The 25,571-nt window shown below is 48.3% G+C and carries 21 protein-coding genes and 7 pseudogenes; 14 read left to right on the top strand and 14 right to left on the bottom strand.

Going from position 1 to position 25,571, the window contains the following annotated elements; all coding sequences use genetic code 11:
• Window positions 1-348: 348 nt before the first annotated feature.
• A pseudogene (locus ACLJR2_RS08760) lies at window positions 349-1,224 on the top strand (phage tail protein); the annotation flags it as partial.
• On the top strand, window positions 1,224-1,799 hold the full coding sequence (locus ACLJR2_RS08755) for a tail fiber assembly protein (RefSeq protein WP_000143174.1): 576 nt from the start codon (window positions 1,224-1,226) through the stop codon (window positions 1,797-1,799). The pseudogene ACLJR2_RS08760 and the gene ACLJR2_RS08755, both read left to right, overlap by 1 nt.
• A 207-nt stretch (window positions 1,800-2,006) precedes the next feature.
• Here ACLJR2_RS08755 and sopE read toward each other — a convergent pair whose 3' ends face one another.
• Complete coding sequence (gene sopE / locus ACLJR2_RS08750; RefSeq protein ID WP_000161704.1) at window positions 2,007-2,729, bottom strand: SPI-1 type III secretion system guanine nucleotide exchange factor SopE; 723 nt, start codon at window positions 2,727-2,729, stop codon at window positions 2,007-2,009.
• Between the two features lie 209 nt (window positions 2,730-2,938).
• Here sopE and ACLJR2_RS08745 point away from each other — a divergent pair.
• Window positions 2,939-3,180: pseudogene (locus tag ACLJR2_RS08745) on the top strand (helix-turn-helix domain-containing protein); the annotation flags it as partial.
• A gap of 28 nt (window positions 3,181-3,208) precedes the next feature.
• Here ACLJR2_RS08745 and ACLJR2_RS08740 read toward each other — a convergent pair.
• The gene (locus tag ACLJR2_RS08740; protein ID WP_043991138.1) at window positions 3,209-4,009 is read right to left on the bottom strand and encodes a hypothetical protein; all 801 of its coding nucleotides are present in this window, start codon (window positions 4,007-4,009) and stop codon (window positions 3,209-3,211) included.
• Window positions 4,010-4,175: 166 nt separating this feature from the next.
• Between ACLJR2_RS08740 and ACLJR2_RS08735 the strand changes: the two are divergent.
• Window positions 4,176-4,325 (top strand): annotated as a pseudogene (locus tag ACLJR2_RS08735) (ISL3 family transposase); the annotation flags it as partial.
• Between the two features lie 221 nt (window positions 4,326-4,546).
• Here the strand turns inward: ACLJR2_RS08735 and ACLJR2_RS08730 are convergent.
• Window positions 4,547-4,630: pseudogene (locus ACLJR2_RS08730) on the bottom strand (DinI-like family protein); the annotation flags it as partial.
• Window positions 4,631-5,027: 397 nt separating this feature from the next.
• Window positions 5,028-5,449 (bottom strand): annotated as a pseudogene (locus tag ACLJR2_RS08725) (tyrosine-type recombinase/integrase); the annotation flags it as partial.
• A gap of 69 nt (window positions 5,450-5,518) precedes the next feature.
• On the opposite strand from ACLJR2_RS08725, the pseudogene ACLJR2_RS08720 reads away from it, so the two are divergent.
• Window positions 5,519-6,727 (top strand): annotated as a pseudogene (locus ACLJR2_RS08720) (IS256 family transposase).
• Window positions 6,728-6,872: 145 nt separating this feature from the next.
• Here ACLJR2_RS08720 and ACLJR2_RS08715 read toward each other — a convergent pair.
• Entirely contained in the window at window positions 6,873-7,013 is a 141-nt protein-coding gene (locus tag ACLJR2_RS08715) for a hypothetical protein (RefSeq protein WP_031607778.1), read from the bottom strand.
• A 165-nt stretch (window positions 7,014-7,178) separates the two neighbouring features.
• Window positions 7,179-7,447: pseudogene (locus ACLJR2_RS08710) on the bottom strand (hypothetical protein).
• A gap of 369 nt (window positions 7,448-7,816) precedes the next feature.
• Here ACLJR2_RS08710 and ACLJR2_RS08705 point away from each other — a divergent pair.
• Window positions 7,817-8,236 carry a GNAT family N-acetyltransferase gene (locus tag ACLJR2_RS08705; RefSeq protein WP_000354401.1) on the top strand — a complete coding sequence of 140 codons (420 nt, stop codon included), beginning with the start codon at window positions 7,817-7,819 and terminating at the stop codon, window positions 8,234-8,236.
• A 387-nt stretch (window positions 8,237-8,623) separates the two neighbouring features.
• Here the strand turns inward: ACLJR2_RS08705 and ACLJR2_RS08700 are convergent, their stop codons facing one another.
• Both ACLJR2_RS08700 and ACLJR2_RS08695 read right to left on the bottom strand, forming a co-directional pair.
• Entirely contained in the window at window positions 8,624-9,100 is a 477-nt protein-coding gene (locus ACLJR2_RS08700) for a hypothetical protein (protein WP_000030939.1), read from the bottom strand.
• Between the two features lie 328 nt (window positions 9,101-9,428).
• The gene (locus ACLJR2_RS08695) at window positions 9,429-9,824 is read right to left on the bottom strand and encodes a DUF1398 domain-containing protein (RefSeq protein WP_000422887.1); all 396 of its coding nucleotides are present in this window, start codon (window positions 9,822-9,824) and stop codon (window positions 9,429-9,431) included.
• A 684-nt stretch (window positions 9,825-10,508) separates the two neighbouring features.
• On the opposite strand from ACLJR2_RS08695, the gene sopE2 reads away from it, so the two are divergent.
• From sopE2 to pphA, 3 genes are all read left to right on the top strand, one after another.
• Window positions 10,509-11,231: an SPI-1 type III secretion system guanine nucleotide exchange factor SopE2 gene (sopE2, locus tag ACLJR2_RS08690; protein WP_000182070.1), complete on the top strand. Its 723-nt coding sequence runs from the start codon at window positions 10,509-10,511 to the stop codon at window positions 11,229-11,231.
• A 302-nt stretch (window positions 11,232-11,533) separates the two neighbouring features.
• Window positions 11,534-11,680 (top strand): hypothetical protein, encoded by a 147-nt coding sequence (locus ACLJR2_RS08685; RefSeq protein ID WP_231907117.1) that lies wholly within the window; start codon window positions 11,534-11,536, stop codon window positions 11,678-11,680.
• 222 nt (window positions 11,681-11,902) lie between these two features.
• Window positions 11,903-12,553: a protein-serine/threonine phosphatase gene (gene pphA / locus ACLJR2_RS08680; protein WP_000986176.1), complete on the top strand. Its 651-nt coding sequence runs from the start codon at window positions 11,903-11,905 to the stop codon at window positions 12,551-12,553.
• Between the two features lie 18 nt (window positions 12,554-12,571).
• Here pphA and ACLJR2_RS08675 read toward each other — a convergent pair whose 3' ends face one another.
• The 5 genes from ACLJR2_RS08675 to yebS form a co-directional block, all read right to left on the bottom strand.
• Window positions 12,572-12,763, bottom strand: coding sequence for a YebW family protein (locus ACLJR2_RS08675; protein WP_000457838.1), 192 nt, complete (start codon window positions 12,761-12,763; stop codon window positions 12,572-12,574).
• 110 nt (window positions 12,764-12,873) lie between these two features.
• A complete protein-coding gene (locus tag ACLJR2_RS08670) occupies window positions 12,874-13,110 on the bottom strand; it encodes a YebV family protein (RefSeq protein ID WP_024131167.1) in 237 nt (78 codons plus the stop codon).
• A gap of 117 nt (window positions 13,111-13,227) precedes the next feature.
• Window positions 13,228-14,667 carry a 16S rRNA (cytosine(1407)-C(5))-methyltransferase RsmF gene (rsmF, locus tag ACLJR2_RS08665; RefSeq protein WP_024134140.1) on the bottom strand — a complete coding sequence of 480 codons (1,440 nt, stop codon included), beginning with the start codon at window positions 14,665-14,667 and terminating at the stop codon, window positions 13,228-13,230.
• Between the two features lie 77 nt (window positions 14,668-14,744).
• Complete coding sequence (locus ACLJR2_RS08660) at window positions 14,745-17,378, bottom strand: PqiB family protein (protein WP_001534368.1); 2,634 nt, start codon at window positions 17,376-17,378, stop codon at window positions 14,745-14,747.
• Window positions 17,347-18,630, bottom strand: coding sequence for a membrane integrity lipid transport subunit YebS (gene yebS, locus ACLJR2_RS08655; protein ID WP_001207298.1), 1,284 nt, complete (start codon window positions 18,628-18,630; stop codon window positions 17,347-17,349). Before yebS ends, ACLJR2_RS08660 begins: the two co-directional genes overlap by 32 nt.
• A gap of 128 nt (window positions 18,631-18,758) precedes the next feature.
• Between yebS and ACLJR2_RS08650 the strand changes: the two genes are divergently transcribed.
• From ACLJR2_RS08650 to htpX, 4 genes are all read left to right on the top strand, one after another.
• The gene (locus ACLJR2_RS08650; protein WP_001518229.1) at window positions 18,759-19,256 is read left to right on the top strand and encodes a GAF domain-containing protein; all 498 of its coding nucleotides are present in this window, start codon (window positions 18,759-18,761) and stop codon (window positions 19,254-19,256) included.
• Between the two features lie 97 nt (window positions 19,257-19,353).
• On the top strand, window positions 19,354-20,040 hold the full coding sequence (gene proQ / locus ACLJR2_RS08645) for an RNA chaperone ProQ (RefSeq protein WP_000431404.1): 687 nt from the start codon (window positions 19,354-19,356) through the stop codon (window positions 20,038-20,040).
• Between the two features lie 19 nt (window positions 20,041-20,059).
• Complete coding sequence (gene prc / locus ACLJR2_RS08640) at window positions 20,060-22,108, top strand: carboxy terminal-processing peptidase (RefSeq protein WP_023201425.1); 2,049 nt, start codon at window positions 20,060-20,062, stop codon at window positions 22,106-22,108.
• A 193-nt stretch (window positions 22,109-22,301) separates the two neighbouring features.
• Complete coding sequence (gene htpX / locus ACLJR2_RS08635; protein WP_000984498.1) at window positions 22,302-23,183, top strand: protease HtpX; 882 nt, start codon at window positions 22,302-22,304, stop codon at window positions 23,181-23,183.
• A 47-nt stretch (window positions 23,184-23,230) separates the two neighbouring features.
• Here the strand turns inward: htpX and ACLJR2_RS08630 are convergent, their stop codons facing one another.
• Window positions 23,231-24,604: an MFS transporter gene (locus ACLJR2_RS08630; RefSeq protein ID WP_000416139.1), complete on the bottom strand. Its 1,374-nt coding sequence runs from the start codon at window positions 24,602-24,604 to the stop codon at window positions 23,231-23,233.
• A 175-nt stretch (window positions 24,605-24,779) separates the two neighbouring features.
• On the opposite strand from ACLJR2_RS08630, the gene kdgR reads away from it, so the two are divergent.
• Window positions 24,780-25,571 (top strand): DNA-binding transcriptional regulator KdgR, encoded by a 792-nt coding sequence (gene kdgR, locus ACLJR2_RS08625; RefSeq protein WP_001262195.1) that lies wholly within the window; start codon window positions 24,780-24,782, stop codon window positions 25,569-25,571.

The following is a 25,571-nucleotide window of genomic DNA, read 5'->3' as shown; positions in this document are numbered from 1 at the left end:
CAGGCTGGTGGTTTGTACACGTATAATGCCGATTTCGCCGGGGCCATTGGTGGGTATGCAAAAGATGCCATTCTCGCCGGAGTCTCAACAACAGCGGTCTGGCTGAATACCATTGACGATAACCTGACCGATCCGGAAGGTGCCGACAGCGCAGGCTGGGTAAACCTGCTGGCAGATCCCCTGAAGCTGTTTCTGTGGCAGAAAAACAATCTGTCAGACCTTCAGAATAAAGGAACGGCACGGGATAATCTTCAGGTCTACAGCCAGGAGCAGACGGATCTTAAATACCTCGCCAAAGACCAGAACGGTAGCGATATTCCGGAAAAGCCGCTGTTTGTACAAAATATCGGAGCGCTTCCTGCCAACGGTACGGCTGTTGCAGCGAACAGACTGGCATCACGCGGCGCGCTTCCGGCACTGACTGGTACGACAAGGGGCAGCGATAGCGGCCTGATAATGGGCGAGGTTTACAATAACGGTTATCCAACGCAATACGGGAATATTTTGCGTCTGACCGGAACCGGTGATGGAGAGATATTAATCGGATGGAGTGGGGTTAATGGTGCTCCTGCGCCCGCATATATTCGCAGCCATCGAGATACCGCCGACGCTGAGTGGTCAGAATGGGCGATGTTCTACACCTCACTAAATCCGCCACCGGATTCGTATCCAGTAGGGGCGGCGATTGCATGGCCGTCTGATGTGCTCCCGGATGGTGGTTATGCTTTTATGTATGGGCAGTCCTTCGATAAATCTGCTTACCCGTTACTGGCTATAGCGTATCCGTCCGGCGTTATCCCTGACATGAGAGGCTGGACAATAAAGGGTAAGCCCATCAGTGGACGTGCCGTATTGTCGCAAGAAATGGACGGCAATAAATCGCACTCGCACACCGCGCGGGCGCAGGATACTGACTTAGGGACAAAATCTACCTCATCCTTTGATTACGGCACGAAATCGACCAATACCACGGGCAATCATACTCACCAGTTCGGCGGTTATATCAATTCATACTGGGGAGATTCCAATCACACCTCATTTCAGCCTGGAGGTGGTGCATGGACACAGGCCGCTGGCGACCATGCACATACAGTTTATATCGGAGGACATGAGCACACCATGTATATCGGTCCACACGGACACGTCGTTATTGTGGACGCAGACGGTAATGCGGAAACCACGGTTAAAAATATTGCATTTAACTACATAGTGAGGCTGGCATAATGACTTTTAAAATGAGCGAACAGGCGCAGACAATTAAAATTTTTAATCTTCGTTCAGATACAAACGAATTTATTGGCGCAGGTGATGCATATATCCCGCCGCACACTGGATTACCGGCAAACTGTACTGATATCGCCCCTCCTGATATTCCCTCCAGTCATATTGCTGTATTTGACGCTGAAACCCAAACATGGAGTCTGCAGGAGGATCACCGCGGCGAGACGGTTTACGACACAACAACCGGCAATCAGGTTTATATCTCCGAACTCGGCCCGTTGCCCGAAAACGTCACATCAGTTTCACCAGACGGTGAATACCAGAAATGGGATGGTAAGGCGTGGGTGAAGGATGAAGCGGCTGAAAAAGCAGCGCAGCTTCGTCAGGCGGAAGAAACCAAAAGCAGGCTCCTGCAAATGGCATCTGAAAAAATCGCGCCGCTTCAGGATGCGGTTGATCTTGGACTCGCAACAGATGATGAGAAAGCGCAGCTCGACGAATGGAAAAAATACAGGGTGCTGGTAAACCGGGTGGATACCTTAAATCCTGACTGGCCGGAGAAACCATCTCAGTTATAAAAATATAGCTATGTAGTAGAGATTGCTGCTATATGTTATATAGCAGCAATGGCTATTATTTTGATGGTTGAGTGTATAATTTTAGCACTGGTAAATGACGGTTTAGCTCCAGAGTTAGCTCCAGAGGTAGTTCCTGGGAAAAATTATGGATACTATTGGTTCATATTAATCAGGAAGAGGCTCGCATATTTTTTGGTGTTTCTGTGTTCAGGGAGTGTTTTGGATATATTTATTAGCAATGTTTTCTAGTATTTGTTGGAATTGCTGTGGAGTCGGCATAGCACACTCATTAAACAGCGGTACAACTTCTGTCATAATGATCTTCTCCGCATAGATGTTAAAGGATGCCTTCTGATGTTGACTGGTAAACATATGTGGATACTTACTGTATGCTGATGTAATCAACGGAGTTATAAAAGGATTGGCTCCTGCGCCGCTTGGCGTAAAAACGTCATTCTTGGTTGCTCCGGGCAGACCTGCATTTTGCGCAGCCTCGCCAATTTCCTTAAGAAAAGGCGCTATGTCGATTCCTTTGCTGATGAGCAAGTTACAATACTGATCTTTATACTTGCTGTAAACTGCCGATAGTATAGCTTCACGGGTCTGGCTGGCGTATGCGGGGTCTTTACTCGCGCTACCTCTAATATCTATATCATGGAGCGTTTGAAGCATAAAGTTTTTAACGACTTTATTTGTCAACACTGCCCGGCCCTCAGATGCGCTTCCTCGGTGAAAGTGTGTTGCAGAAGATTCAGTGTTCTTATGCGAAATAAAACGTTCCGATAATTTTGAATTTAATTTGATGAAGTGATTTTTTACTGCGAGAATACTTTTTGCTAAAGAATTTTTCTCGGTTGATTTTTCTTTTAGTGGTGTGGTTTCCTGTTTTTGGATTCTAAAGTTATGGGGAAATAAAGTTATTTTTGTCACGGTAATGCTCCTTTTATATGTACATAACTCATTTATATATAGATAGCAGGAATACTTTTATTTTTTATAGCAAATGCTATGTCCATCTGATTGATGAATTAGAAAAAATCGGCTGATTAGATTAATGCTCAAATAGTACTATTTTTATTTTCCAGAAACTTTCAAAAAATGTCCTTTTCGCTCAGGAGGAGCCTTGCTGTTCTGGCATTGAAATGGAGCGTGAGCTGATCGTTGAGCGTACCAGCGCCGGGCTGGCAGCGGCAAGGGAGCAGGGGCAAATTGGTGGCCGACGACCGAAACTAACAACGGAACAATGGGCGCAGCCGGGCGCCTCATTAGGGCCGGAGTACCGTGACAGCAGGTAGCGATTATTTATGATGTTGGCGTTTCGACGTTGTACAGAAAATTTCCGGCGAGTAACATGCCTTTGATGCCATTCATGGGAAAATAACACTCCTTTAATCAGCCATAAGAGTTAATTATATAAACTTAAATGGATTTGTTAATTGAATTTCATCAAGATTAACTCTATATAAAAGATTTATTGTCTTTGTTATGGCGTCTATATATTCTGCGCTATTCATTATAGCAGTGTATTTATCGTATGCTTCGAAGCAATGATTTTCATTGATATATTCACTGCTATTGTTTTTATAAATTTCATATGACTCTTCCTTTTTGAAAATGCGCGCATCCAGCCAAGGGTCAAGTATATATTCCGATATTCCTTTTGAATCAGTAAAAGTCAAAAAAACGACCACATGATTCCCTCCTGACGCGCTATTATACATAAGGGATGTGCTTATTCTGGCATCAAATACATTATTTTTCGAAAATCCTATTCCGGTTAGTCTTTGTGGTATATATTTTGCAATAATCGCACCTAAAATTAGCGACATATCAGCACAGTTCCCTGTGTTATATTTTATTGAATCAATGGAAGAATATATTAGACTCAGAGATATTGGGTTTTCTGGTCTTTCAGCCATAGCTCTGTCAAAAGAGTTTGCTTTTATAGTTTGCAGAAATTTCTTGTGATGTTCTCTTTGTAAATTAAGAGCGTCGTATTTTTCCTGCGTATCAATTTTAAGCCTGTCAATTTGCATAGCATCATAACTGTCCGATTTCTTTATTATTGTTCTGACAAAAACGGTACATTCTGAAGCTGCATTAATAATGCAGGAGGATAACTCCGTAGAAGTATTCTGTTGGCTGTTACAGGTGCTCACTTCAGTTGCGGCGAAGTTTTTTGTAGCGATATGTCCAACATTCATAATCAATCACCTTTTCCTGTGTCCAAAATTAAATGATCTTCTTATATTAAGATAACCTAACAGGGACTGATTACAAATATCTATAAATAAACGCTCATCATTGTATCTATTGATGAACCTCCTTCAGATTCAGAGGTTATGACCATGGACGAAAAGTCGCTATCGCTCATAAATTAACTCATCGGGGCCATGGCACTTGAAGAAGTTGTCCCTTGATGAAAACACAGGGACAGTTACTGTTACTGCAAAGGTCGCTAATAAGATACGCTTATCCTGTCCGACCTGTGGAAAACAATGTTCTGTCCACGATTACCTGCATCAGTAACGATGCGCGATCCGGAAAGCCTGACGAGATCCGTGTTATGGGTTAACCGTAGCCACGTCGTGTAAGAACGGGCTGCGGCAGGCTGCTGGCTGTTCATGTCCGTATCGCCGAAGCGAAGAATAGTAGAGCGTGTTATGAATATTTGGTATCAAATCCAGCGGTGCTTACCCTGATTATGCCTCCCTAGTTGCTGTCCATACTGCCTCATCCTTTACCAGTCACATATCAGCCTCTTCAAACATTTCCTCCAGCATGCGGTTCAGCTTTTCCCGATCGCTTTTGTTGGCATCACTATTAAGCCTTCGTCTACATGGGTATTTGGCATCGGGAGTCCCCCAATGGAAGAGGGGAGTGATGTATTGGGCAGTGAGTTTGTTTGGTCGGGGGATTTATACGCAAAATGGCCCGAAATACGTCCGAATTAAAACGTAAAAAGTGATAACTAATTGAATCTATTAGAATCAAAAATAACGTGTTCTAATCGTTAAAATCACTTAATTAATATGTAACATTATGAATTTAAAGAGAAAGATCAATTGTTGCCGTAAACAGGAATCGTATTCTGTCCCTTTTTTTCTTATAAATCAGTTGCTTATGATCAATAATCCGAAATTTCCGAAATTTTCCAGAATTTCTGTATTCCGGGCTTTTTCGTTATATCAGATCCAAATCCAGTTTAACATTTCTTTTACAGCAAAATCAGAGCATCACGTAAGCTTTATTATCGCGTTTATCGATATAGAGTTTCGTGGTGTTCTCGGAAGTATGTCCCAGGAGTTTCTGAGCAAACCCTTCCCCGTAAGCATCTTTATATAGTCGTCCGGATAAGCTGCGGATCTCGTGAAATGTCGGTGGGTTATCACTAAATTTATTCCGGTAAATTTTCGTGCCGCAACAAATTTTTTAGTCAGGCTGTCAGGATGAATACTCCCGTTCGGGCGGTTTTTGCGTATGCCAGCGCTGATAAGGTATTCGCTACGGCTTACCAGGCGGCAACGATCAATCACCGTACTGAGGCGTAAACCCATGGAAGGAGGGGTGAGCGAAAGTGGCAGAGCGATTTTCATCTCGGTCTTGATTGGCTTAACGTACAGTCGCTCATCAATAATGTGACTGAACTGAGACTGTAATTAAAATTGTGTAATTGCCTGTTTTTGATATGTTCACTCCAGTAACGGAGACAGGCAATTATGGACGAAAAGAAACTCAAATTCCTTGCGGCTGAACTGGCTAAAGGCCTTAAAACCGAAGCCGACCTCAATCCGTTTTCCCGTATGCTGACGAAATTAACCGTCGAAACGGCGCTCAATGCGTAGCTGACTGACCACCCCGGGTATGAGAAAAACGCCCCCAAAACAGGCTCAAACACCCGCAATGGCTACTCGTCAAAAACGGTGTTATGCGATGACGGCGAGATCGAACTGAACACGCCGCGTGACCGTGAAAACACCTTCGAACCGCAGCTACTTAAGAAGCACCAGACGCGCATTACGCAGATGGACAGCCAAATTTTATCCCTCTACGCCAAAGGCATGACTACCCGCGAAATCGTCGCCACCTTCAAAGAGATGTACGACGCCGATGTGTCACCTTCGCTGATATCTAAAGTCACCGACGCCGTAAAAGAGCAGGTCACTGAGAGGCAAAACCGGCAACTGGATGCGCTGTACCCCATTGTTTATATGGACTGCGTTGTCGTCAAAGTCCGTCAGAATGGCAGCGTAATCAACAAAGCCGTCTTCCTGGCACTGGGTATCAACACCGAAGGCCAGAAAGAATTACTGGGTATGTGGCTGGCCGAAAATGAATGCGAAAAGTTCTGGCTAAGCGTGCTGACGGAGCTGAAAACCCGGGGCCTTCAGGACATCCTGATTGCCTGTGTGGATGGTCTGAAGGGCTTCCCGGATGCGATAAATAGCGTCTTCCCGCAAACCCATATCCAGCTGTGCAGTATCCATATGGTGCGTAACAGCCTGAAATACGTAGACTGGAAAGACTACAAAGCCGTCACCAGCGGCCTGAAGACGGTCTATCCGGCCCCGACCGAAGAGGCGGTACTGATGGCGATGGATGCGTTCGCGAAAGTCCGGGACGATAAATATCCGCAAATCAGCAAAAGCTGGAGTGCGCACCGGGAAAACCTCAATACGCTCTTCAGTTATCCGCCGGATATCCGCAAGGCCATCTATACGGCAAACGCAATCGAATCCTTGAACAGCGTGATCCGGGCCGCGATTAAGAAACGTAAAGTGTTCCCGACGGATGACTCAGTACAAAAAGTTATTTATCTGGCGATCGAGGATGCATCAAAAAAATGGAGTATGCCGATCCAGAACTGGCGGCTGGCGATGAGCCGTTTTATTATCGAGTTCGGTGACCGCCTGAGCAATCACCTTTAATAACTGGACACTTACACAGAATTACTGACAGGCTCATTCTTTTGTGTTGCACCTCTCTGTTTCTATTGTTTTAGATAGCCATGAGAGCTCCGTTGCTGAGAGTTTTAGTCGTGGGGTTCTTTCTTCTGTGCCGGGTGGTCGCATTTCAAAACTGCAGGAACATCTGCTGAATACTGTATACTCCTGTATTTTGCATGTTGTTGAGGTCAGTGTGCAATTCCTCGGTACTGGCTTGTTCTGTATAGGTCCGGAGATTTCTGGGTAGTGTCCTTTTGGGCCTGAACATATGTGTTTGATTGAAAATGGCATCGTGTTTTATCCTTTACGCTGTGAAATGTTGTTTTGTGCTCTTCTGTTGTGATTGGTGATGTGACGGGATCGTCCATGCACCCTTCCTTTTATTGACGGCGTATCAGTCCATTGATGCCATGCTTGCTTAATTTGTCCAGCATCAGCAAGCCGTCGTTTTCTTTCTGCTGCAATTCAAGCAACTTAAAGCGTATTTCGTTAAGTAAAGGTTTAATAACTCCGCGCTTGCGAACCACTTTTTTGATAACGTCTTTTCGAAGTATAAACGGCAGAAGTGATTTTCATAATTCGCCTACACTTTTCACCCAGCGCTGGCAAATTTTCAACGCTGAAAGGCTGGGGAGAAGGGCGTCCAGTTGCTGAACGGAGAGCGAACCAAACGCCCTGATTCCACGCGTTATCAAACTTCATGCCGTGGTTATCATCCAGACAAGGCGCTTGAGGTTGCTCATGTCTTTTGGGGAAAAAGGTTCGGTGGTGGGTACTGGATATCCTGGATCGGGAAGTGGGTTCCACTGGTGCCAAATACAGGGTGCTGGTAAACCGGGTGGATACCTCAAATCCTGACAGGCCAGAGCACCAGCCTGATAAAATCGTATTACTGATTTCTAACCAGTGGCACATTAATTGTACCAGCTCAGACTCCAACTGACAGTCTGCTTGAAGCGAGTAGCGGGTGTAACCTGCCCCCAGGAGTAAAAGCAAACTTTCTATTGATACATTTAATCAACTTATTTATAACGTTATATTCCAAATACAAACTTGTTCAATTGGGCATGTATGGACATTCAAATTACACATCAAGTTACTGAATTTGATAAAGAAGAACTATTAGCCGGATTAAGAAGCTACAATGCTCAGTTCGTCGATTTTAGTAAAAATGGGCAGCTTGGGGTCTACTGCAGAAACGAAAGCGGCGAAATGGTAGGCGGATTAATTGCTGACAGAAAAGGTCCGTGGCTCTGCATCGACTATCTTTGGGTAAGTGAATCTGCAAGGAGCAACGGTCTGGGGAGCAAACTTATGGAGATGGCCGAAAAAGAAGGTTTGCGGAAAGGCTGTGTTCATGGACTTGTAGATACCTTTAGCTTCCAGGCTCTCCCTTTTTATGAAAAACAGGGTTATATACTTCAAATGTCGCTACCGGACTTTCCTAAAGTAGGTTCGCAAAGGCATTATTTAATTAAGCCTGGTTTATAGCTTTGCTGCATTTGAATACCCATAGTTTTATGAAAGCTGCAATCTGGTGGCTTTATAATATATCGTACTGGTGGCCTGTACACACCATGATCAGCGTCCGCTTCTGGCACAGGGCGGACAGTCAGATTAGGTTTGGCACTGTGCCATAGATATGTCAGCTCACATTTGAGCTAATACCCCCTGGCACTGCTAGAGGTACTCAGACAGCCGCTTGTAGGCGGCATGGCGCGGATACAAAAACATATTGCGCTGTTATATAAACTGTAAACTGGGCTGTGCGTATAATACGAATCTTTCACTCAGAGAAACCTGCTGACAGCGTTAGTACTCCATTAATTAATTTTATACTAAATCTCTGTGGTATGGCGCAGGCGTTTAGAAGACAGGTCAATTGCGATCTGCTGGCTGGGATTTCGTCGCGCCACTCAAAAATGCGCAGAGTTTTTCACCCGCCGTCAATGGCTCAATGGACGTTTTTCCGAGGGCGGTCTCAGTCATGACGATGGCAGGACCAATAAGCATGGACCATGCTTCGCTCGCGTCTTGCTCAAGCGATGTGAAGGCAAGGAACAGTGTTTTATCTGAAAGAAAGCGGTGCTGAGTATTAAAAAGTTTCAGCCAGGCGCGGGACTGCCGGTCGGCCTGTGCTGATCGCGTGCCGAAGCGGAGTACTCTTTTTAGTATGGCGATACCCACAATGCCTGGCCCCAGAATAAAGGGACTCCCGACGTTTATGGTGACGCCGACCCCGAGAAAAACGAGGGCGAATGACAGCAGGTTATCTACTCTTCTGGTAAGAGTACTGTACAGCTTTTCCAGAGAGTACCGGTAAAGAATTTGATAACTGATTTCATCCTTGCTCATACATCTCCAGATGGTTTTTCGATTACGCTCCGGTATGTTCCCGGAATCCTGACAGATTCTGCAATTATGCCACACTTCCCGGAGGGTATTAATTAGATGGAATATAAATAGCAGGCAAATATTTTGAGCTTTTAGTCGATATCGCTTTGAATATCATTTCTCCTGCATCAGGAGATGCTATTGTCGAGCATCGTGTCAAACGTTGCTGCGTCGGTCGGACTGCACAGGGTAACTCTCGCAGTCAGACTCTCATTATGGTCTCTAAATGGATAACCCGCAGTCGCAACACGCCGGATGTCACGACTGACGCTATTATTACCCTGGCTTGTTAAAGCGGCATGACCACATTTTCTATATATAATAATTGGTTGTCTTTCGACCAGTATTGTCGAGTTTTTTGGTTTAATTCCACAATCCATTTAAAAACGCCTGCTGTTGCCAGATCGGTACAGTATTTTTCATAGGAATGCTCCCCCGAAAAGTGTTTGGCTGAAGTCAATTTTATTAATTGCGTATTCGGTGTTGAATTGACTTTAATCAGCTTTCTATTGCTTTTAATAGAAATGAAGTGGCCTGCATGAGTGATAATTTTCACATTACCGGTAGCAACAAAATAGATGTAATAAGCGATATTATTATATTCCAGATCGATTAGAAATGCGTTGAAATTTGCATCCTTTCTGACGCGCTCGAAAAAGTGGTTAAGCATAAGCTGTAATTCCATTTGTTAACCTATTGTAAGTTATAATGTTATATGTTGTGTTAGAGTATTGTTGCTTAAAAGCAGCCATACAAAGATGTTACCTAAAAGCAATAATAATCGCCTGGTATCATATAGTTTACGTTATGATTGGAATAGTGTTGCAATTGTTACTGATTATTTCTCGTAGCGCGTTTTTTTGACCACTAATAGATGAGTCAATCCATTTCATTTGTAGTTTTTCTGAACGCCATGAAAAGTCATAATATATAAAAATCAGTTAATTAATTGATATTTAGATAAGGATTACAGTGGTGGAGAGGTTTGGCGTGGAGACTTTATAGGTTTTGAAAAAGCAGCTAACTCGCTGGCAGGATAACTGACAGTCAGCGTTTGAATGGGGGCAAAATCGTAACAACATCAGCATAAATAATAATATTCATGAATGTTTTGTGTGACGCAGCAGTTGAATTGAAGTGATGTTTTGCCTGTTCAGGATTGTCCCGATAAAAATGTTCCTCGATAAAAGTCGATCACCTTGTGCCGAAAAAAAAACAGGCTAAGTGACAGAAGAACAAAATTCATCAGGAAAATAAAATTTATACAGATCAATGAGTAAAAATGGTTGTGGAGAAGGTGGCTATTTTTTGAAAGCAAGAAATATAAACAAAGTGTAGCTATGCATAGTTATCTAAAAGGAGAACTACCGTGACTAATATAACACTATCCACCCAGCACTACAGAATCCATAGAAGTGACGTTGAACCAGTAAAAGAAAAAACAACGGAGAAGGACATTTTTGCAAAAAGTATTACTGCCGTTAGAAATAGCTTTATCAGCCTGTCGACGAGTCTGTCAGATCGTTTTAGCCTGCATCAACAAACAGACATACCGACTACCCATTTTCATCGTGGGAACGCTTCTGAGGGTAGGGCAGTATTAACCAGTAAAACTGTTAAAGATTTTATGCTGCAAAAGCTCAATAGTCTGGATATCAAAGGTAATGCGAGTAAAGATCCGGCCTATGCTCGTCAGACATGCGAAGCCATATTATCAGCCGTGTACAGTAATAATAAAGATCACTGTTGTAAATTACTCATCAGTAAAGGGGTCAGTATTACCCCCTTTCTGAAAGAGATAGGAGAGGCTGCGCAGAATGCGGGGCTACCTGGGGAGATAAAAAATGGTGTATTTACTCCAGGTGGGGCAGGGGCGAATCCTTTTGTCGTCCCCCTCATTGCTGCAGCGAGCATTAAATATCCGCATATGTTTATAAATCATAATCAGCAAGTGTCTTTTAAAGCGTATGCTGAGAAAATCGTTATGAAAGAGGTTACGCCGCTGTTTAATAAGGGGACGATGCCGACGCCACAACAATTTCAGTTAACTATAGAAAATATTGCGAATAAGCATCTTCAGAATGCCTCCTGAAGATAGCAAACACAATACCGCTATTAACCGTATGAATTAATAGCAGATTTTCTGAAACTATATATTCATTTTTATGGCGACGCTTTTAACAAAACGTCGTCATATTTATTTTAATATAAAAATCAAATGGATACGCTTAAAACTTAAAATAATTGTTATTACTCTAAATGCCGGTATAACCAGACAGCTTTTTTTGAAACGCTGCGTGTTGTTAAGTCTATGATACCCGCGCACGGATGATGTCTCGATAAGGATTAATGGTCTGTTAACTGTCAGGAGAGGTTATGCCACCTTAAAAAAAAATTGTGCTGCGCCTGTTTGTGGGGGCGATGGTCGCCACGGTAACGACACCTGCATTGGCGCTGGTTTGCCTTGAGGATCACTCCGCTAAAGAGTGTGCTATATCGTGTGCTGAGGTGATGTGGTTTATGTTTCCGATATGTTTTTAAGGAGGGAGAATATTGAACGCGAACAGGTGATAGTGAGTAGCTCGCTGCGACAGGGGATAACGTTCCCTGGCGCAGTCAGTTATATTTTATTGCGATGATAACAAAGCATTTACTCGCTACTGATGAAATTCGCTATTTACAACAGAGCACGTTTACTAAGCAAAAAAATCTGCACACGCTATCTTTTTATATCTATCCTGGATAATGAACGACAGGAAAAACATGATGCGGCCTGAAGAGATTTATCAGCGAATAGAGGCAAAGAATTGGCGGCATGTCTGGGTGGTCGGCGATATTCACGGCTGTTTTTCAATGTTAATGAAAAGGTTACGTGAGTGTCGATTTGATCCGCAACAAGACTTGTTAGTTTCTGTGGGCGATCTCATTGATAGAGGCCCGGACAGCCTGGGTTGCCTGGCTTTACTGCGTGAGTCCTGGATGACGGCGGTTCGCGGCAATCATGAACAAATGGCGCTGGATGCGCGGGCCTCATCGCAGTCGACGCTGTGGTTGATGAATGGTGGCGACTGGTTTACCCGCCTGACCGCTGAACACGCTGCGCAAGCTGAAGCGCTTTTTATCCTTTGTCAGCGACTGCCCTGGATACTGGAAGTTCGCTGCCGCCATAGCACGCATGTGATCGCTCATGCTGATTATCCAGCGTCAACCTATCAATGGCAAAAAAAGGTCGATTTACATCAGGTTCTCTGGAGCCGCGAACGACTCATAAATAAGCGCGGCGGGATTAGTGGTGCCGATCATTTTTGGTTTGGCCATACGCCGTTGCGTCGGCGCATGGATTTCGCCAACGTACACTATATTGATACGGGCGCGGTATTTGGCGGGCAATTGACGTTAGCGCGGATACAATAGCGGTATCAGCGACCAGGGTTAAAAATCGCTATATTGCTGCGCAGGTCGCCAGAAGCCGTCGATAAAATCCTCTACCGGAAAACAGCCGCCATGGCGAATCCGTTGATCGTCCATCGAATAAAGACACTGCTGCTCGGTATCGTAGATGTCCACGACAATATCCTCGCATCCTCCATCCAGGTAACATACAAAAAGTACCAGCGCGAACATTACATCCTCAATGTTAACTACTTTACACGATAGTGTAGGAGAGGTTAGCGCAGGGGGGAAATGAGAAAAGGAAGAATAAATAACCCGCCTGGCGACGGGTTCTTTTTGAGTCAGGCAAGACGCATGACCCAGGCATCAGATTTAGGATCGTAATGATTACGGAACAAAACGGAATGTTCCCCGTTGAGAATGGCGGGAACGCTGGTTTCGGCATCCCAGGCGTCCAGTTGCATACATAAATCCGGATCGGATTTACAGGGGATTGTTAACGTTCGCTCCCCCGGCGATTCGCCATGTAATTCGGCATCGTCGATTTCAAAAGCGCCAATGCGCACACTGGTTTTCATCATCGTGCTCTCCGTTAATACGCTAATTGTGGTACGACCAGTTTAGCCGTCCATTTTTCAGCGTAGTCAACGTACGCAAAAGCGCCAGTCAAAAAGTGCGGTTTTTTTGTGCGCCTTTTAACTATTACCAGTAAAGAGTTTGCCATCCCGCACCAGTTCACGCGGGTAACTGTTCTTTATTCTGGCGCCGATACGTTTTGCCAGACCAAGTGGCTGATGCTGGAACGTCACCAGGACATCATCAGCGGCAGGGGGTGTTTGCGGATAAATATCCCGACCGCGATACCACTCCTCCGCCTCTTGCACAGAAAGTTCGAACGCGTGAGCATGAGTCGGGCAGGCAAGGGCTATCGTCGCCTCATGTTGCCAGCGATAGCCTTTATTATGACTTTCGGCCAGCTTAATGCCGAGCCGGGAAAAACGGACTTTTCCGATCAGTGATTCAATCTCTGCCGGGAACAGCCAGACCTCTTTTTCACGCTGCCAAAGATGGAGATTTTCATCCCATAACAGTCCGACGGCGTTGGCCGCCTGGGTAACGTGTAATGCTTCGCGGCCTTTGAGGGGGGTAAAAGGAAATGCCCCCACTTTATACCCCGGCGCAGGCATGGCTGGAAGGGATGACATTTTACGCAGACGTGCGACAAAGAATCCTTCGCAGTCGTAAATTTGCGGGAAGACGTGCAGGAAGCCTTCCGGGGTGAGGGCGCGGTCAGCGTCAGGAAACAGATCACCCAGCGGCAAAAATTCAACGGCGTCGGCGTAGGTCTCTTTCAGCCAGAGGCAGACCGCTTCGTTTTCCTCGCGATTTAACGTGCAGGTGGAGTAGACCAGCGTGCCGCCGGGTCGTAAAGCATGAAAAGCGCTGTCGAGCAGTTCCCGCTGTGTCGCCGCGATATCCAGATTACTTTCTGGCGACCAGTTTTTTAGCGCATCAGGATCTTTACGTACTACGCCTTCGCCAGAGCAGGGCGCATCCAGCAGGATAGCGTCAAACATCTCCGGTAACGCAGCGCCAAATACGCGGCCATCGAAATGCGTCAGTGCGGTATTGGCGATTCCACATCGGCTGATATTAGCGTGCAGAACTTTGACGCGGCTGGCCGAAAATTCGTTGGCCAGAATGGCGCCGCGGTTCCCCATGCGGGCAGCGATCTGCGTGGTTTTGGAGCCAGGCGCCGCTGCCATATCCATAACCCGCTGCGGATGATTATCATCGGCGAACAGGGCCGCGACCGGCAGCATCGAACTGGCCTCCTGAATGTAAAACAGGCCGCTTAAATGCTCAGCGGTACTGCCAAGCGGCAATGCCTCTTCATCATCGCGCTCGATCCAGAATCCTTCATGACACCACGGAATTGGCGTGAGCGACCAGCCGTAGGGCGCGATTAGGGCAAGGAAATCAGCCACGGATATTTTAAGCGTATTGATGCGTATACTGCGGCGCAACGGGCGTTGGCAGGCCGAAATAAATTCATCAAAAGAGAGCGTGGAAGGCATTGCTTCACGCATTTGCGTTAGAAAAGCGTCAGGAAAATAGACAGCGTGTTGAGCCACAGGTGTATCGCCGGCAAAAAAACAGGCGCGCAGTGTAGCATAAAACGCTCCGGCGCGAGTACGCCGGAGCCGGGTGTTTAGCGTGGCAGAGCGGTGCCCCATTCACGCCACTCTTTCGGTTCGCTCTCTTGTAACAGGAAATGCTTACCGGCTTGCGCTTTTGGCGCCAGCGGCGTACCTGGTGGAGTAGCGAAGGCGATACCGCCACGGATGAACTGATTAAATGTCCCCGTTTTCACCACGCCGCCTGTCAGACCAAAGTCGAGACTATAGCCGGAGGCAAGCCAGAATACGGAGTTATTCCGCACCAGATATTGGTAACGCTTACTGATGCGCAAGGTGATCATCACGCGATCGGAGAGCGACCCCAGGGACATTCCGGTGACGGTTCCCACTTCGATACCGCGAAACAGGACGGGGGTGCCAATATTAAGCGAGCCTGCTTCTGGCGCCTCCACGACGATGCTTAACCCATCCAGATAGCGTGAGTCGGTAATCGTGGCTTCCTGCAGTTCAAAGTCGCGCCGTGCCGCGCCGCGTCCTGGCTCAACGTTAATATAGGGCTGGAGAATCGTATCCAGATGCTCGACGCCCGCCGCGGAAATTTGTGGCGTAATAACGGAAAAACGTGTCCCGGCGCGGGCAAATGTCTGTACGTACTCCGGATAAAGTACGGCTTTTGCCTGCACTTCATTACGTGCGGTGATCAATTCCAGCGTCTGGATCTGGCCGATATCAATACCGAGGTAACGAATTGGCATCCCTTCCGCTAATTTTCCGGCGTCGAACGCGTGTAGCGTAATTTGTCCGCCTACCGCGCGGGCGGAAGTTTCTGAAGCATAAAGAATGCGTTTATCGCCTTTGCGCCGGCTGGCGCTGGCGCCGCTCAGGTTATCAAAACTAATGGCCCCTTTCAGCGCGCGGGAGAGTGGCGAGGCCTGTACCGTTAGGCCGCTGCCGTTAAGTTGCACCTTCGCGCCGCCTTCCGCCCAGAACACGCTATTGCTGGTTAACAGGTGGCGATACTCCGGCTTAATATGCAGGTCGATGTCAAAGGTATTGGCGCGTGGGCGAACGGTGATGACTTCGCCTACTTCAAATTTTCGATACAGCACGACGGAACCTGCCTGGACATCCGGCAACGTTTCGGCCGTCAGCGTTAAGGTGGTAGTCGGTAAGTCACTGAGGCTATTTTCCAGCGCTTTTTCCAGGTTAGCATAGAGCGGGTAGGTGGATTTCATCTTCCCGCTCGTACCGGGTAAAATACGAATTCCGCCGTCAATCCACTCGCTGGCGCTGGCGCCGAGGAACTCTACGCCGTCAAGGCCGACTTTGACATCCACCCGGCTGTTAACCACGAATTTACTGTCGCCCTGTACCAAATCCCGGTGCTGCGGTTCAATCGCGACGGTGAATGACACGCCTTTACTGGATAAGTTGCGCTCAATGACCTGGCCAATTTTTACACCATGTAAAATTAACGGCTGGCCCGGTTCGATGCCGTAACTTTCCGGGGCCGTCAGCGTCAGGGTTAAGGCATTCGCCTCATGCAGCAGGGCTTTTTCACCCGGCACCACCACAAATTCACTGCGCGGTTCGCCGTCGCCCGGCACCAGTTCGAAGGTTTTTCCGGTTAACAACGAACTGATATTCGCGTCGCTCAGCGACAGTTTGGGATTGCGTAACTCAATGCGCGTATTTTCCCGCATCAGCGGAACAACGCTGGGATCGACGGTCATCTCTCCGGTGACTTTACCGCCAGGGTTGAGCGTCAGTTTAGAAAGCTCACCCACCTCCAGTCCCTGGTACATGAGCGGCGTAGATTCCGCCTTCAGACCGTCTCCGCTGGGCAGCTCAAGTTTAACGATTACCCCTCGTTGGCTGTGGGCTAAATCTTTATATAAGCCGAACGTGTCATCCTGGGCGGCGGGTTTGGAATTGTCCGGCGAATCAAACGCAATCGCACCATTGACCAGGGCCGCGAGGCTCTCCAGTTTCACCTTCGCGCCGCTCAGGCTTAGATCGGCGTCAATGCCGGAGACATTCCAGAAACGGCTGCCTTTTTTCACCAGATCGGTAAACCGTCGCTCAATCAGAACGTCAATCGTCACGCCCTGTTTGTTAGGGTTAATCGAATAGTCATACACCCGTCCGACAGGGATTTTACGGAAATAGACCAGTGAACCGCTATTAAGCGAACCGAGATCCGGCGCATTGAGATGAATCATCAGATCGCCGTTGCTAAGCCGGTATTTAGGCTGTGTATCCAGGGCGACGAAATGATCTCTGGGCTTGCCTTTACCTGGCATCATACCGATGTAATTCCCGCCGACCAACGCATCCAGGCCGGAAACGCCCGCCAGCGAGGCTTTGGGCGTCACCAGCCAGAATTGCGTCTCTTCGCGCAACGCATCTTCCATATCTGATTTGATACTGACGCGAACTCCAATTTTGCGCAGATCTTTGCTCAGACTGACATCTTCCACGGTGCCGACTTCTACTCCCTGATAACGCACGGGAGTACGGCCCGGTACGATACCGTCCGCCGACATAAAATCGATAGTCACGCTATTGCCGCGATCCTGGTAGCTATCCCATACTAGCCACCCTGCGATCATTAGCGCGATAAGCGGTAGCAGCCAGAAAGGTGAAATACGGCGTTTGGTTTTAATTTGCGCTTCAGTCTTCGAAGCGGGCGTTTCCTGACTCATGTGCATCCCAAAGTAAGCGGCTATCCAGCCATTCCACTGCAAGAATAGTCAAAATTACCGCTGCGCCGAAATAAAACGCAGCCGGTCCCATAGTAAAAGCCAGAATCTGATCGCGATTAATCAGAGACATGGTTAACGAGATAACGAAAAGATCCAGCATCGACCAGCGGCCTATCCATGTCACCAGACGCAGCAACAGAATTCGCGTCCGCAGTCCCTGTTCGCATTTAAAATGGATACTCAACAGTAGCGTAAACATCACGATGACTTTGGTAAACGGCACCAAAATACTGGCGATAAAAACGACGGCGGCGACGGCGATATTGCTGCTGGCAAGCGACATAATGCCAGACAGGATAGTATCTTCCTGACGCCCGCCATTAATGTAGATTACCGAGATAGGCAGCAGGTTTGCCGGCAGCAAAAAGACAATAGACGCCAGCAAGGCCGCCCAACACTTCTGTATGCTCTGTTTTCTGCGTAACCGTAGCGGAATATGACAACGCGGGCAGCGTCCTTTCGCATCCGGATAGCCGCTAAAGTGGCAGCCAAGACAGACGCGCAATCTTTCGTCCGCACGTTGAGCAGGGCGCTGCGGATAAAATCGTTCCCATAGTTGCTCCACATTCAGATGAATCATAGTCAGAATGCTAAGAACCACCAACGAAACGAACGCTAAAAGCCCGATGCCCGGCTGCAGAAAAGCATAGTCCTGCACTTTGATAGAGGCAACGCCAATACCAACCAGATAGATGTCCAGCATCACCCACTCTTTCAGTTTTTCCAGCATCAGCAGGACTGGACGCAGATTCATGCCGAGAAGGCTGCCAAACCACAGATAAGCAATTGAAAAAACCAGAATAAGCGGCGCGCCCACCACGCAAAAGAGCACCATTGCGGCGGTTAACGGATCGCCCTGCTGCGTCATTTGCCAGATGCCGTGCATCACATTGGCATCAATGCGTACGCCCAACAGGTAGATATGGAGTAGCGGTTCGGTCCAGGCAAACGGCATCAATAGCAGCATGGTTACTGCCATCGCGGTCAGCCGCGTCAGCGACCAGTCGCGCCCATCGCGAATTTTGGCCTGGCAACGAGGACAATAAGCGCTTTGATGAGCGCTCATCTCCGGCAAGCTGAACAGCATGTCGCATTCAGGGCAGCGCTGGTAGTGGCTGCGCGGCAGCGCTTCGCTAATTGACCTGATCGTTAGCTTTTTTGTTGGCGTGACGTGTGAGGTGTTCAGAGCCATGTATCGTGAATCAAAGTGTTAGAATAATGTAATCTTAACTCATGACAGGAATAATCTTGAGCAAGAACGCATTTAATGCTTATTTTAATAGCCTGTGTTTAGGAGTAAGACCACGAAGTGATTATATAATGAGCAAAACAGAACTATACGCGGCATTAAACCGCGATTTTCAGTCGTTAATGGCAGGTGAGACCAGCTTTCTGGCCACGCTGGCGAATACCAGCGCGCTACTGTTCGAACGTCTTACCGAGGTGAACTGGGCGGGATTTTATCTCCTCGAAGGCGATACGCTGGTGTTGGGGCCGTTTCAGGGGCGAATCGCCTGTGTGCGGATTCCGGTTGGTCGCGGCGTGTGCGGCGCAGCGGTAGCGCAGAATAAGGTTCAACGTATTGATGATGTTCATGCGTTTGACGGCCATATTGCCTGTGATGCCGCCAGCAACGCCGAAATTGTGCTGCCTGTCACGGTTGGCGAACGGATTATCGGCGTGCTGGATATAGATAGCACGGCGTTTGGCCGTTTTACCGAAGAAGATGAACACGGCCTGCGTACGCTGGTCGCACAGCTTGAAACCGTGCTTGCAACGACGGATTACAAAAAATTCTTTGCGAGCGTCGCAGGATAATCAACGGATAACGTAGCAATTACTGATGGCGTCATTATAATGACGCCTGTTCATGCCTGCTGCTTGTTGGCTACGTCCGTTGTAATCAGGAAATTTCATGGAAAATCAACCTAAGTTGAATAGCAGTAAAGAAGTTATCGCGTTTCTGGCCGAGCGTTTTCCTCACTGTTTTAGTGCGGAAGGCGAAGCTCGCCCGCTGAAAATTGGTATTTTTCAGGATCTGGTAGAGCGAGTTGGGGGCGAAATGAACCTCAGCAAAACGCAACTTCGTTCCGCTTTACGTCTTTATACTTCAAGCTGGCGTTACCTGTACGGCGTTAAGCCGGGCGCAACGCGCGTCGACCTTGATGGCAATCCGTGCGGCGAGCTGGAAGAACAGCATGTCGAACATGCGCGTAAGCAGCTTGAAGAAGCCAAAGCCCGTGTTCAGGCGCAGCGCGCAGAGCGGCAAGCGAAAAAACGCGAAGCTGCCGCGGCGGCTGGCGAAAAAGAAGACGCGCCGCGACGCGAGCGTAAACCTCGCCCGGTAGCGCGTCGTAAAGAAGGCGCTGAACGTAAACCTCGCGCTGATAAACCGACGACGAAAGCGCCGCGTGCGCCTCGCGAAGAGAAGCACACGCCGGTTTCTGATATTTCAGTATTGACCGTAGGGCAGTCCCTCAAGGTGAAAGCGGGTAATAATGCGATGGATGCCACCGTATTAGAAATCACCAAAGATGGTGTCCGTGTACAGCTGAATTCGGGTATGTCTTTGATTGTACGCGCAGAACACCTGGTGTTCTGAAACGGAGGCCAGGCCTGGCATGAACACTTTTTTTAGGCTTACCGCGTTAGCTGGCCTGCTTGCATTAGCAGGCCAGTCCTTCGCCGTGGAAGATATTACGCGTGCCGATCAAATTCCCGTACTGAAGGAAGAGACGCAACATGCGACGGTGAGCGAGCGCGTAACATCGCGTTTTACCCGCTCCCACTATCGCCAGTTCGATCTGGATGAGGCATTTTCGGCAAAGATTTTTGATCGCTATCTGAATCTTCTCGACTATAGCCACAACGTTTTGTTGGCGAGCGATGTTGAGCAGTTTGCGAAAAAGAAAACCGTGTTGGGCGATGAGCTGCGCACGGGTAAGCTGGATGTTTTTTACGATCTTTATAACCTGGCGCAAAAGCGCCGGTTTGAACGTTACCAGTACGCGCTAAAAGTGCTGGAACGGCCAATGGATTTCACCGGAAACGATACGTTTAACCTGGACCGCAGTAAAGCGCCCTGGCCGAAAGATGAGGCTGAGCTAAATGCGCTGTGGGATGGTAAAGTGAAATTCGATGAGCTCAGTCTGAAACTCACCGGCAAGAGCGACAAAGAAATTCGCGAAACGCTGACGCGTCGCTACAAATTCGCTATTCGTCGCCTGGCGCAGACCAACAGTGAAGATGTGTTCTCGCTGGCGATGACCGCTTTTGCGCGTGAAATCGACCCGCATACGAATTATCTTTCTCCCCGCAATACCGAGCAGTTTAATACCGAAATGAGCCTGTCTCTGGAAGGTATCGGCGCAGTGCTGCAAATGGATGACGATTATACTGTCATTAACTCATTGGTTGCCGGCGGCCCGGCAGCGAAGAGCAAGTCGATTAGCGTCGGCGATCGTATCGTCGGCGTAGGGCAGGCCGGAAAACCGATGGTCGACGTTATTGGCTGGCGTCTTGACGATGTGGTGGCGCTGATCAAAGGGCCAAAAGGCAGCAAGGTTCGACTGGAAATACTGCCGGCTGGCAAAGGGACGAAAACGCGTATTATCACGCTGACGCGTGAACGGATTCGTCTTGAAGATCGCGCGGTTAAAATGTCGGTGAAAACCGTCGGCAAGGAAAAAATTGGCGTACTGGATATTCCAGGCTTCTATGTTGGCTTGACCGATGATGTCAAAGTTCAGCTTCAGAAGCTGGAAAAACAGAACGTTAACAGCATCGTTATCGATCTGCGTTCAAACGGCGGCGGGGCGCTGACGGAAGCCGTTTCGCTTTCCGGTCTGTTTATCCCTTCTGGTCCGATAGTTCAGGTGCGCGACAATAACGGTAAAGTGCGTGAGGATAGCGATACCGACGGCGTGGTCTACTACAAAGGCCCGCTGGTGGTGCTGGTCGATCGTTTCAGTGCCTCGGCATCGGAAATCTTCGCTGCCGCGATGCAGGATTATGGTCGCGCGCTGATTGTCGGTGAGCCGACCTTCGGTAAAGGGACGGTACAGCAATATCGTTCGCTAAACCGAATTTACGATCAGATGCTTCGCCCGGAATGGCCTGCGCTGGGTTCGGTGCAGTACACCATTCAGAAGTTTTACCGTGTCAACGGCGGTAGTACGCAGCGTAAAGGGGTCACGCCGGATATCATCATGCCGACTGGCAATGAAGAGACGGAAACCGGAGAAAAATTTGAAGATAACGCCTTGCCGTGGGATAGCATTGATGCGGCGAAATACGTGAAATCGGACGATTTGGCCCCGTTTGGCCCGGAATTATTGAAAGAACACAACGCGCGTATCGCCAAAGATCCTGAGTTCCAGTACATCATGAAGGATATCGCACGTTTCAATGCCATGAAGGATAAGCGCAACATCGTCTCTCTGAATTATGCGCAGCGTGAGAAAGAGAACAATGAAGAAGACGCTCTGCGTCTGGCGCGTATTAACGATCGGTTTAAACGTGAGGGTAAACCGTTGCTGAAGAAACTGGACGATCTGCCAAAGGATTACCAGGAACCTGACCCATACCTTGATGAAACGGTGAAGATTGCCCTGGACCTGGCGCATCTTGAAAAAGAAAAACCAGCGGAGCAGGCGGCAGCCAATAAGTAACGCTAAACAGGCACAAAAAATTGTGCCTGTTTTTTTTTAACAAGCGCAGAAGTCGTCAGGATAATGCTACAAAATGTAAAGTTGTGTTTTTCTCGTGACTTACCGCCTGGTGATGCTTGAAAATAGCCATAAGACCCATACGATGTGGGTAATCGCATAGTGCGCTTTGTTAAATTGAGGTTAAAAGAAAATTATGATGCGAATCGCGCTCTTCCTGCTGACGAACCTGGCCGTGATGGTCGTTTTCGGGCTGGTTCTGAGCCTGACAGGGATACAGTCGAGCAGCGTGCAAGGCTTGCTGATCATGGCGCTGCTGTTTGGTTTTGGCGGTTCTTTTATTTCATTGCTGATGTCCAAATGGATGGCGTTAAAATCCGTAGGAGGGGAAGTTATTGAACAGCCTCGCAATGAAAGAGAACGCTGGTTGATGAACACCGTAGCAACGCAAGCGCGCCAGGCCGGTATCGCCATGCCGCAGGTTGCTATCTACCATGCGCCGGACATTAACGCGTTTGCGACGGGCGCACGCCGTGACGCCTCATTGGTCGCTGTGAGCACCGGTTTGTTGCAAAACATGAGCCCTGACGAAGCGGAAGCCGTCATTGCGCATGAAATCAGCCATATTGCCAATGGCGATATGGTGACGATGACGTTGATTCAGGGGGTGGTTAACACCTTCGTTATCTTTATTTCGCGCATTATCGCGCAAATTGCTGCTGGTTTTCTGGGCGGCAACCGCGATGAAGGCGAAGGAAGTAACGGTAATCCGCTAATCTATTTCGCCGTTGCGACGGTGCTGGAACTGGTCTTCGGTATTCTGGCGAGCATCATCACCATGTGGTTCTCCCGTTACCGTGAGTTTCATGCCGATGCGGGATCGGCGAAGCTGGTTGGCCGTGAAAAAATGATTGCCGCGTTGCAGCGCCTGAAAACCAGCTACGAGCCGCAAGAAGCGACCAGCATGATGGCGTTTTGTATTAACGGTAAATCGAAATCGTTAAGCGAGCTGTTTATGACGCACCCACCGCTGGATAAACGCATTGAAGCGCTACGTAGCGGTGAGTACCTGAAATAATCAGCCCACTGGCAAGTATGAAAAGCGCGTCGAATGACGCGCTTTTTTTACGCCTGAACGCGTGGTTGCGTAATACGTAAACCGCTCACTACCGCCGCGAGAGTCGCCAGGATCGCCGCCGCGAGCAGCGAAAGATGCGTACCGCTATCGCCAAACTGGTTCAACATCAGCGCTACCAGCGCGGCGCCAGTACTTTGGCCTAACAGTCGCGCCGTGCCCAGCATCCCGCTGGCGCCACCGCTGCGCTCACGCGGCGCGGAAGTGATAATGGTGTGATTATTCGGCGACTGGAACAGGCCAAACCCTGCGCCGCAAAGGATCATCGGCCAGATAATATTCAGATCGGAGGGGGAGGCTGGCAACATGACCAGCGCAAACAACCCGGCTGCCATTATCACCATTCCCAGCGCCCCCAGCAAACCGGCATGAAGACGTTCTATCAGGTATCCCGCCAGCGGCGCCATTACCATCGTTGCCAGCGGCCAGGGCGTCAATAACAGGCCGGTTTCTACTTCGCTACGGCCCAGCACGGTTTGCAGATAAAAAGGTAGCGAGACCATGGCTAACATTTGCGCGCAGAACGAGCAAATTGACGTGCCGATCGAGAGTGAAAAAAGCGGAATGCGTAACAAGTCGATGGGTAACAAAGGGACGGGCAAAGAAAGCTGGCGGCGCACGAAGAAAAACCCGACCACGACCAGAACGAGCAGCTCTGCGCCAATCAACGTTAGCGACTGTCCCTGGGCAAAGCCGCTCAATGCGGTAATCAGCAGGCCAAATGTGAGCGCATTCATTACCGCGCTCGGTAAGTCAAAGCGCGGCTTAGTGTCATGGGCGATGTTTGCTGGTAAAAAGCGTATGGCCAGAATTAACGCGATGATACCTAACGGGACATTAATCAGAAACAGCCATTTCCATGACGAGATGGACAAAATCGCCGCGGCGATCGTCGGACCCGCGGCGGAAGAGACGGCGACGATAAAAGAGTTAATTCCCATGCCTCGTCCCAGATGACGCTGGGGGTAGATAAGACGAATCAGCGCCGTGTTTACGCTCATTAGCGCCGCGCCGCCAAATCCCTGCGCGATGCGCGCCAGCGTCAGCATCTGCAGCGAGTCTGAAAGCGCGCAAAACAATGATGAAAGCAGAAATACCACTAAACCACATTTGTAGATCCGGCGATAACCAAACATGTCGCCTAAAAAAGACAGGGAAAGCAGTGAGACGACAATGGCGATTTGGTATGCATTGACAATCCAGATAGAGCTGGCAGGGGAGGCATGTAAATCAGTCGCAATGGTTGGTAGCGCGACATTAGCGATTGCGCCATCCAGAACCGCCATCGAAATACCGATAATAATCGTCAGGATAGCGCCGTATCTCTGCGGGAGGGGCAGGCCATCGGCCCGTGTTTTTTCCATAAGTATTTTGTAATAAGGGGAATTATGAGCTGAATAATAATGTTAGCATTAATACTGAGTTGTTATGTCGCAGATTTGTAACGAAGTAAGCAAAGATGGATTGCGGGCGACCTGGCGTGAAATTATAATAAAAACTCGTTCTGAATTTTATAAAACGCTCGTAATGAGGTGATAAATGGCAAACGCAGATCTGGATAAGCAGCCTGATTCTGTATCTTCTGTGCTGAAAGTTTTCGGCATTCTGCAGGCGCTGGGTGAAGAGCGTGAAATAGGGATTACCGAGCTATCGCAGCGCGTCATGATGTCGAAAAGCACCGTTTATCGCTTTTTGCAAACCATGAAAACGCTGGGCTACGTGGCTCAGGAGGGGGAGTCTGAAAAATACTCTCTGACGCTAAAGCTGTTTGAGCTGGGCGCGCGAGCTTTGCAAAATGTTGATCTCATCCGCAGTGCGGACATTCAGATGCGCGAACTGTCTCGTCTGACAAAAGAAACTATCCATCTTGGCGCGCTGGATGAAGACAGCATTGTCTATATCCATAAAATTGACTCTATGTACAATCTGCGGATGTACTCACGTATTGGGCGTCGTAATCCGCTGTACAGTACGGCCATCGGTAAAGTGCTTCTGGCCTGGCGCGACCGTGATGAGGTTAAGCAGATTCTCGACGGCGTAGAGTATAAGCAAAGCACGGGACGCACGATTACCAGCACTGAAGCGTTGCTGCCGCTGTTGGATGAAGTGCGTGCGCAAGGCTACGGTGAAGATAACGAAGAACAGGAAGAAGGGTTACGTTGTATCGGCGTACCGGTATTTGACCGTTTTGGCGTAGTCATCGCAGGGTTAAGCATTTCGTTCCCGACGCTGCGTTTTTCAGAAGAACGCCTGCAGGAATATGTGGCTATGTTACACGCCGCCGCGCGTAAAATTTCTGAACAAATGGGTTACAACGATTATCCTTTCTAA

It is taken from the genome of Salmonella sp. SAL03688, assembly GCF_046551895.1.
Taxonomy (GTDB): domain Bacteria; phylum Pseudomonadota; class Gammaproteobacteria; order Enterobacterales; family Enterobacteriaceae; genus Salmonella; species Salmonella enterica.
The sequence above is the reverse complement of the archived record's forward strand: the minus strand, read 5'-3'. Positions and strand labels throughout refer to the sequence as shown.

Coding starts and splice junctions, on each gene's coding strand:
- ACLJR2_RS08755 (WP_000143174.1), top strand. CDS start 1,224: ATGACTTTTAAAATGAGCGAACAGGCGCAGACAATTAAAATTTTTAAT.
- ACLJR2_RS08715 (WP_031607778.1), bottom strand. CDS start 7,013: ATGTTCAGGCCCAAAAGGACACTACCCAGAAATCTCCGGACCTATACA.
- ACLJR2_RS08705 (WP_000354401.1), top strand. CDS start 7,817: ATGGACATTCAAATTACACATCAAGTTACTGAATTTGATAAAGAAGAA.
- ACLJR2_RS08700 (WP_000030939.1), bottom strand. CDS start 9,100: ATGAGCAAGGATGAAATCAGTTATCAAATTCTTTACCGGTACTCTCTG.
- ACLJR2_RS08695 (WP_000422887.1), bottom strand. CDS start 9,824: ATGGAATTACAGCTTATGCTTAACCACTTTTTCGAGCGCGTCAGAAAG.
- pphA (WP_000986176.1), top strand. CDS start 11,903: ATGATGCGGCCTGAAGAGATTTATCAGCGAATAGAGGCAAAGAATTGG.
- ACLJR2_RS08675 (WP_000457838.1), bottom strand. CDS start 12,763: ATGTTCGCGCTGGTACTTTTTGTATGTTACCTGGATGGAGGATGCGAG.
- ACLJR2_RS08670 (WP_024131167.1), bottom strand. CDS start 13,110: ATGAAAACCAGTGTGCGCATTGGCGCTTTTGAAATCGACGATGCCGAA.
- ACLJR2_RS08660 (WP_001534368.1), bottom strand. CDS start 17,378: ATGAGTCAGGAAACGCCCGCTTCGAAGACTGAAGCGCAAATTAAAACC.
- yebS (WP_001207298.1), bottom strand. CDS start 18,630: ATGGCTCTGAACACCTCACACGTCACGCCAACAAAAAAGCTAACGATC.
- ACLJR2_RS08650 (WP_001518229.1), top strand. CDS start 18,759: ATGAGCAAAACAGAACTATACGCGGCATTAAACCGCGATTTTCAGTCG.
- proQ (WP_000431404.1), top strand. CDS start 19,354: ATGGAAAATCAACCTAAGTTGAATAGCAGTAAAGAAGTTATCGCGTTT.
- prc (WP_023201425.1), top strand. CDS start 20,060: ATGAACACTTTTTTTAGGCTTACCGCGTTAGCTGGCCTGCTTGCATTA.
- htpX (WP_000984498.1), top strand. CDS start 22,302: ATGATGCGAATCGCGCTCTTCCTGCTGACGAACCTGGCCGTGATGGTC.
- ACLJR2_RS08630 (WP_000416139.1), bottom strand. CDS start 24,604: ATGGAAAAAACACGGGCCGATGGCCTGCCCCTCCCGCAGAGATACGGC.
- kdgR (WP_001262195.1), top strand. CDS start 24,780: ATGGCAAACGCAGATCTGGATAAGCAGCCTGATTCTGTATCTTCTGTG.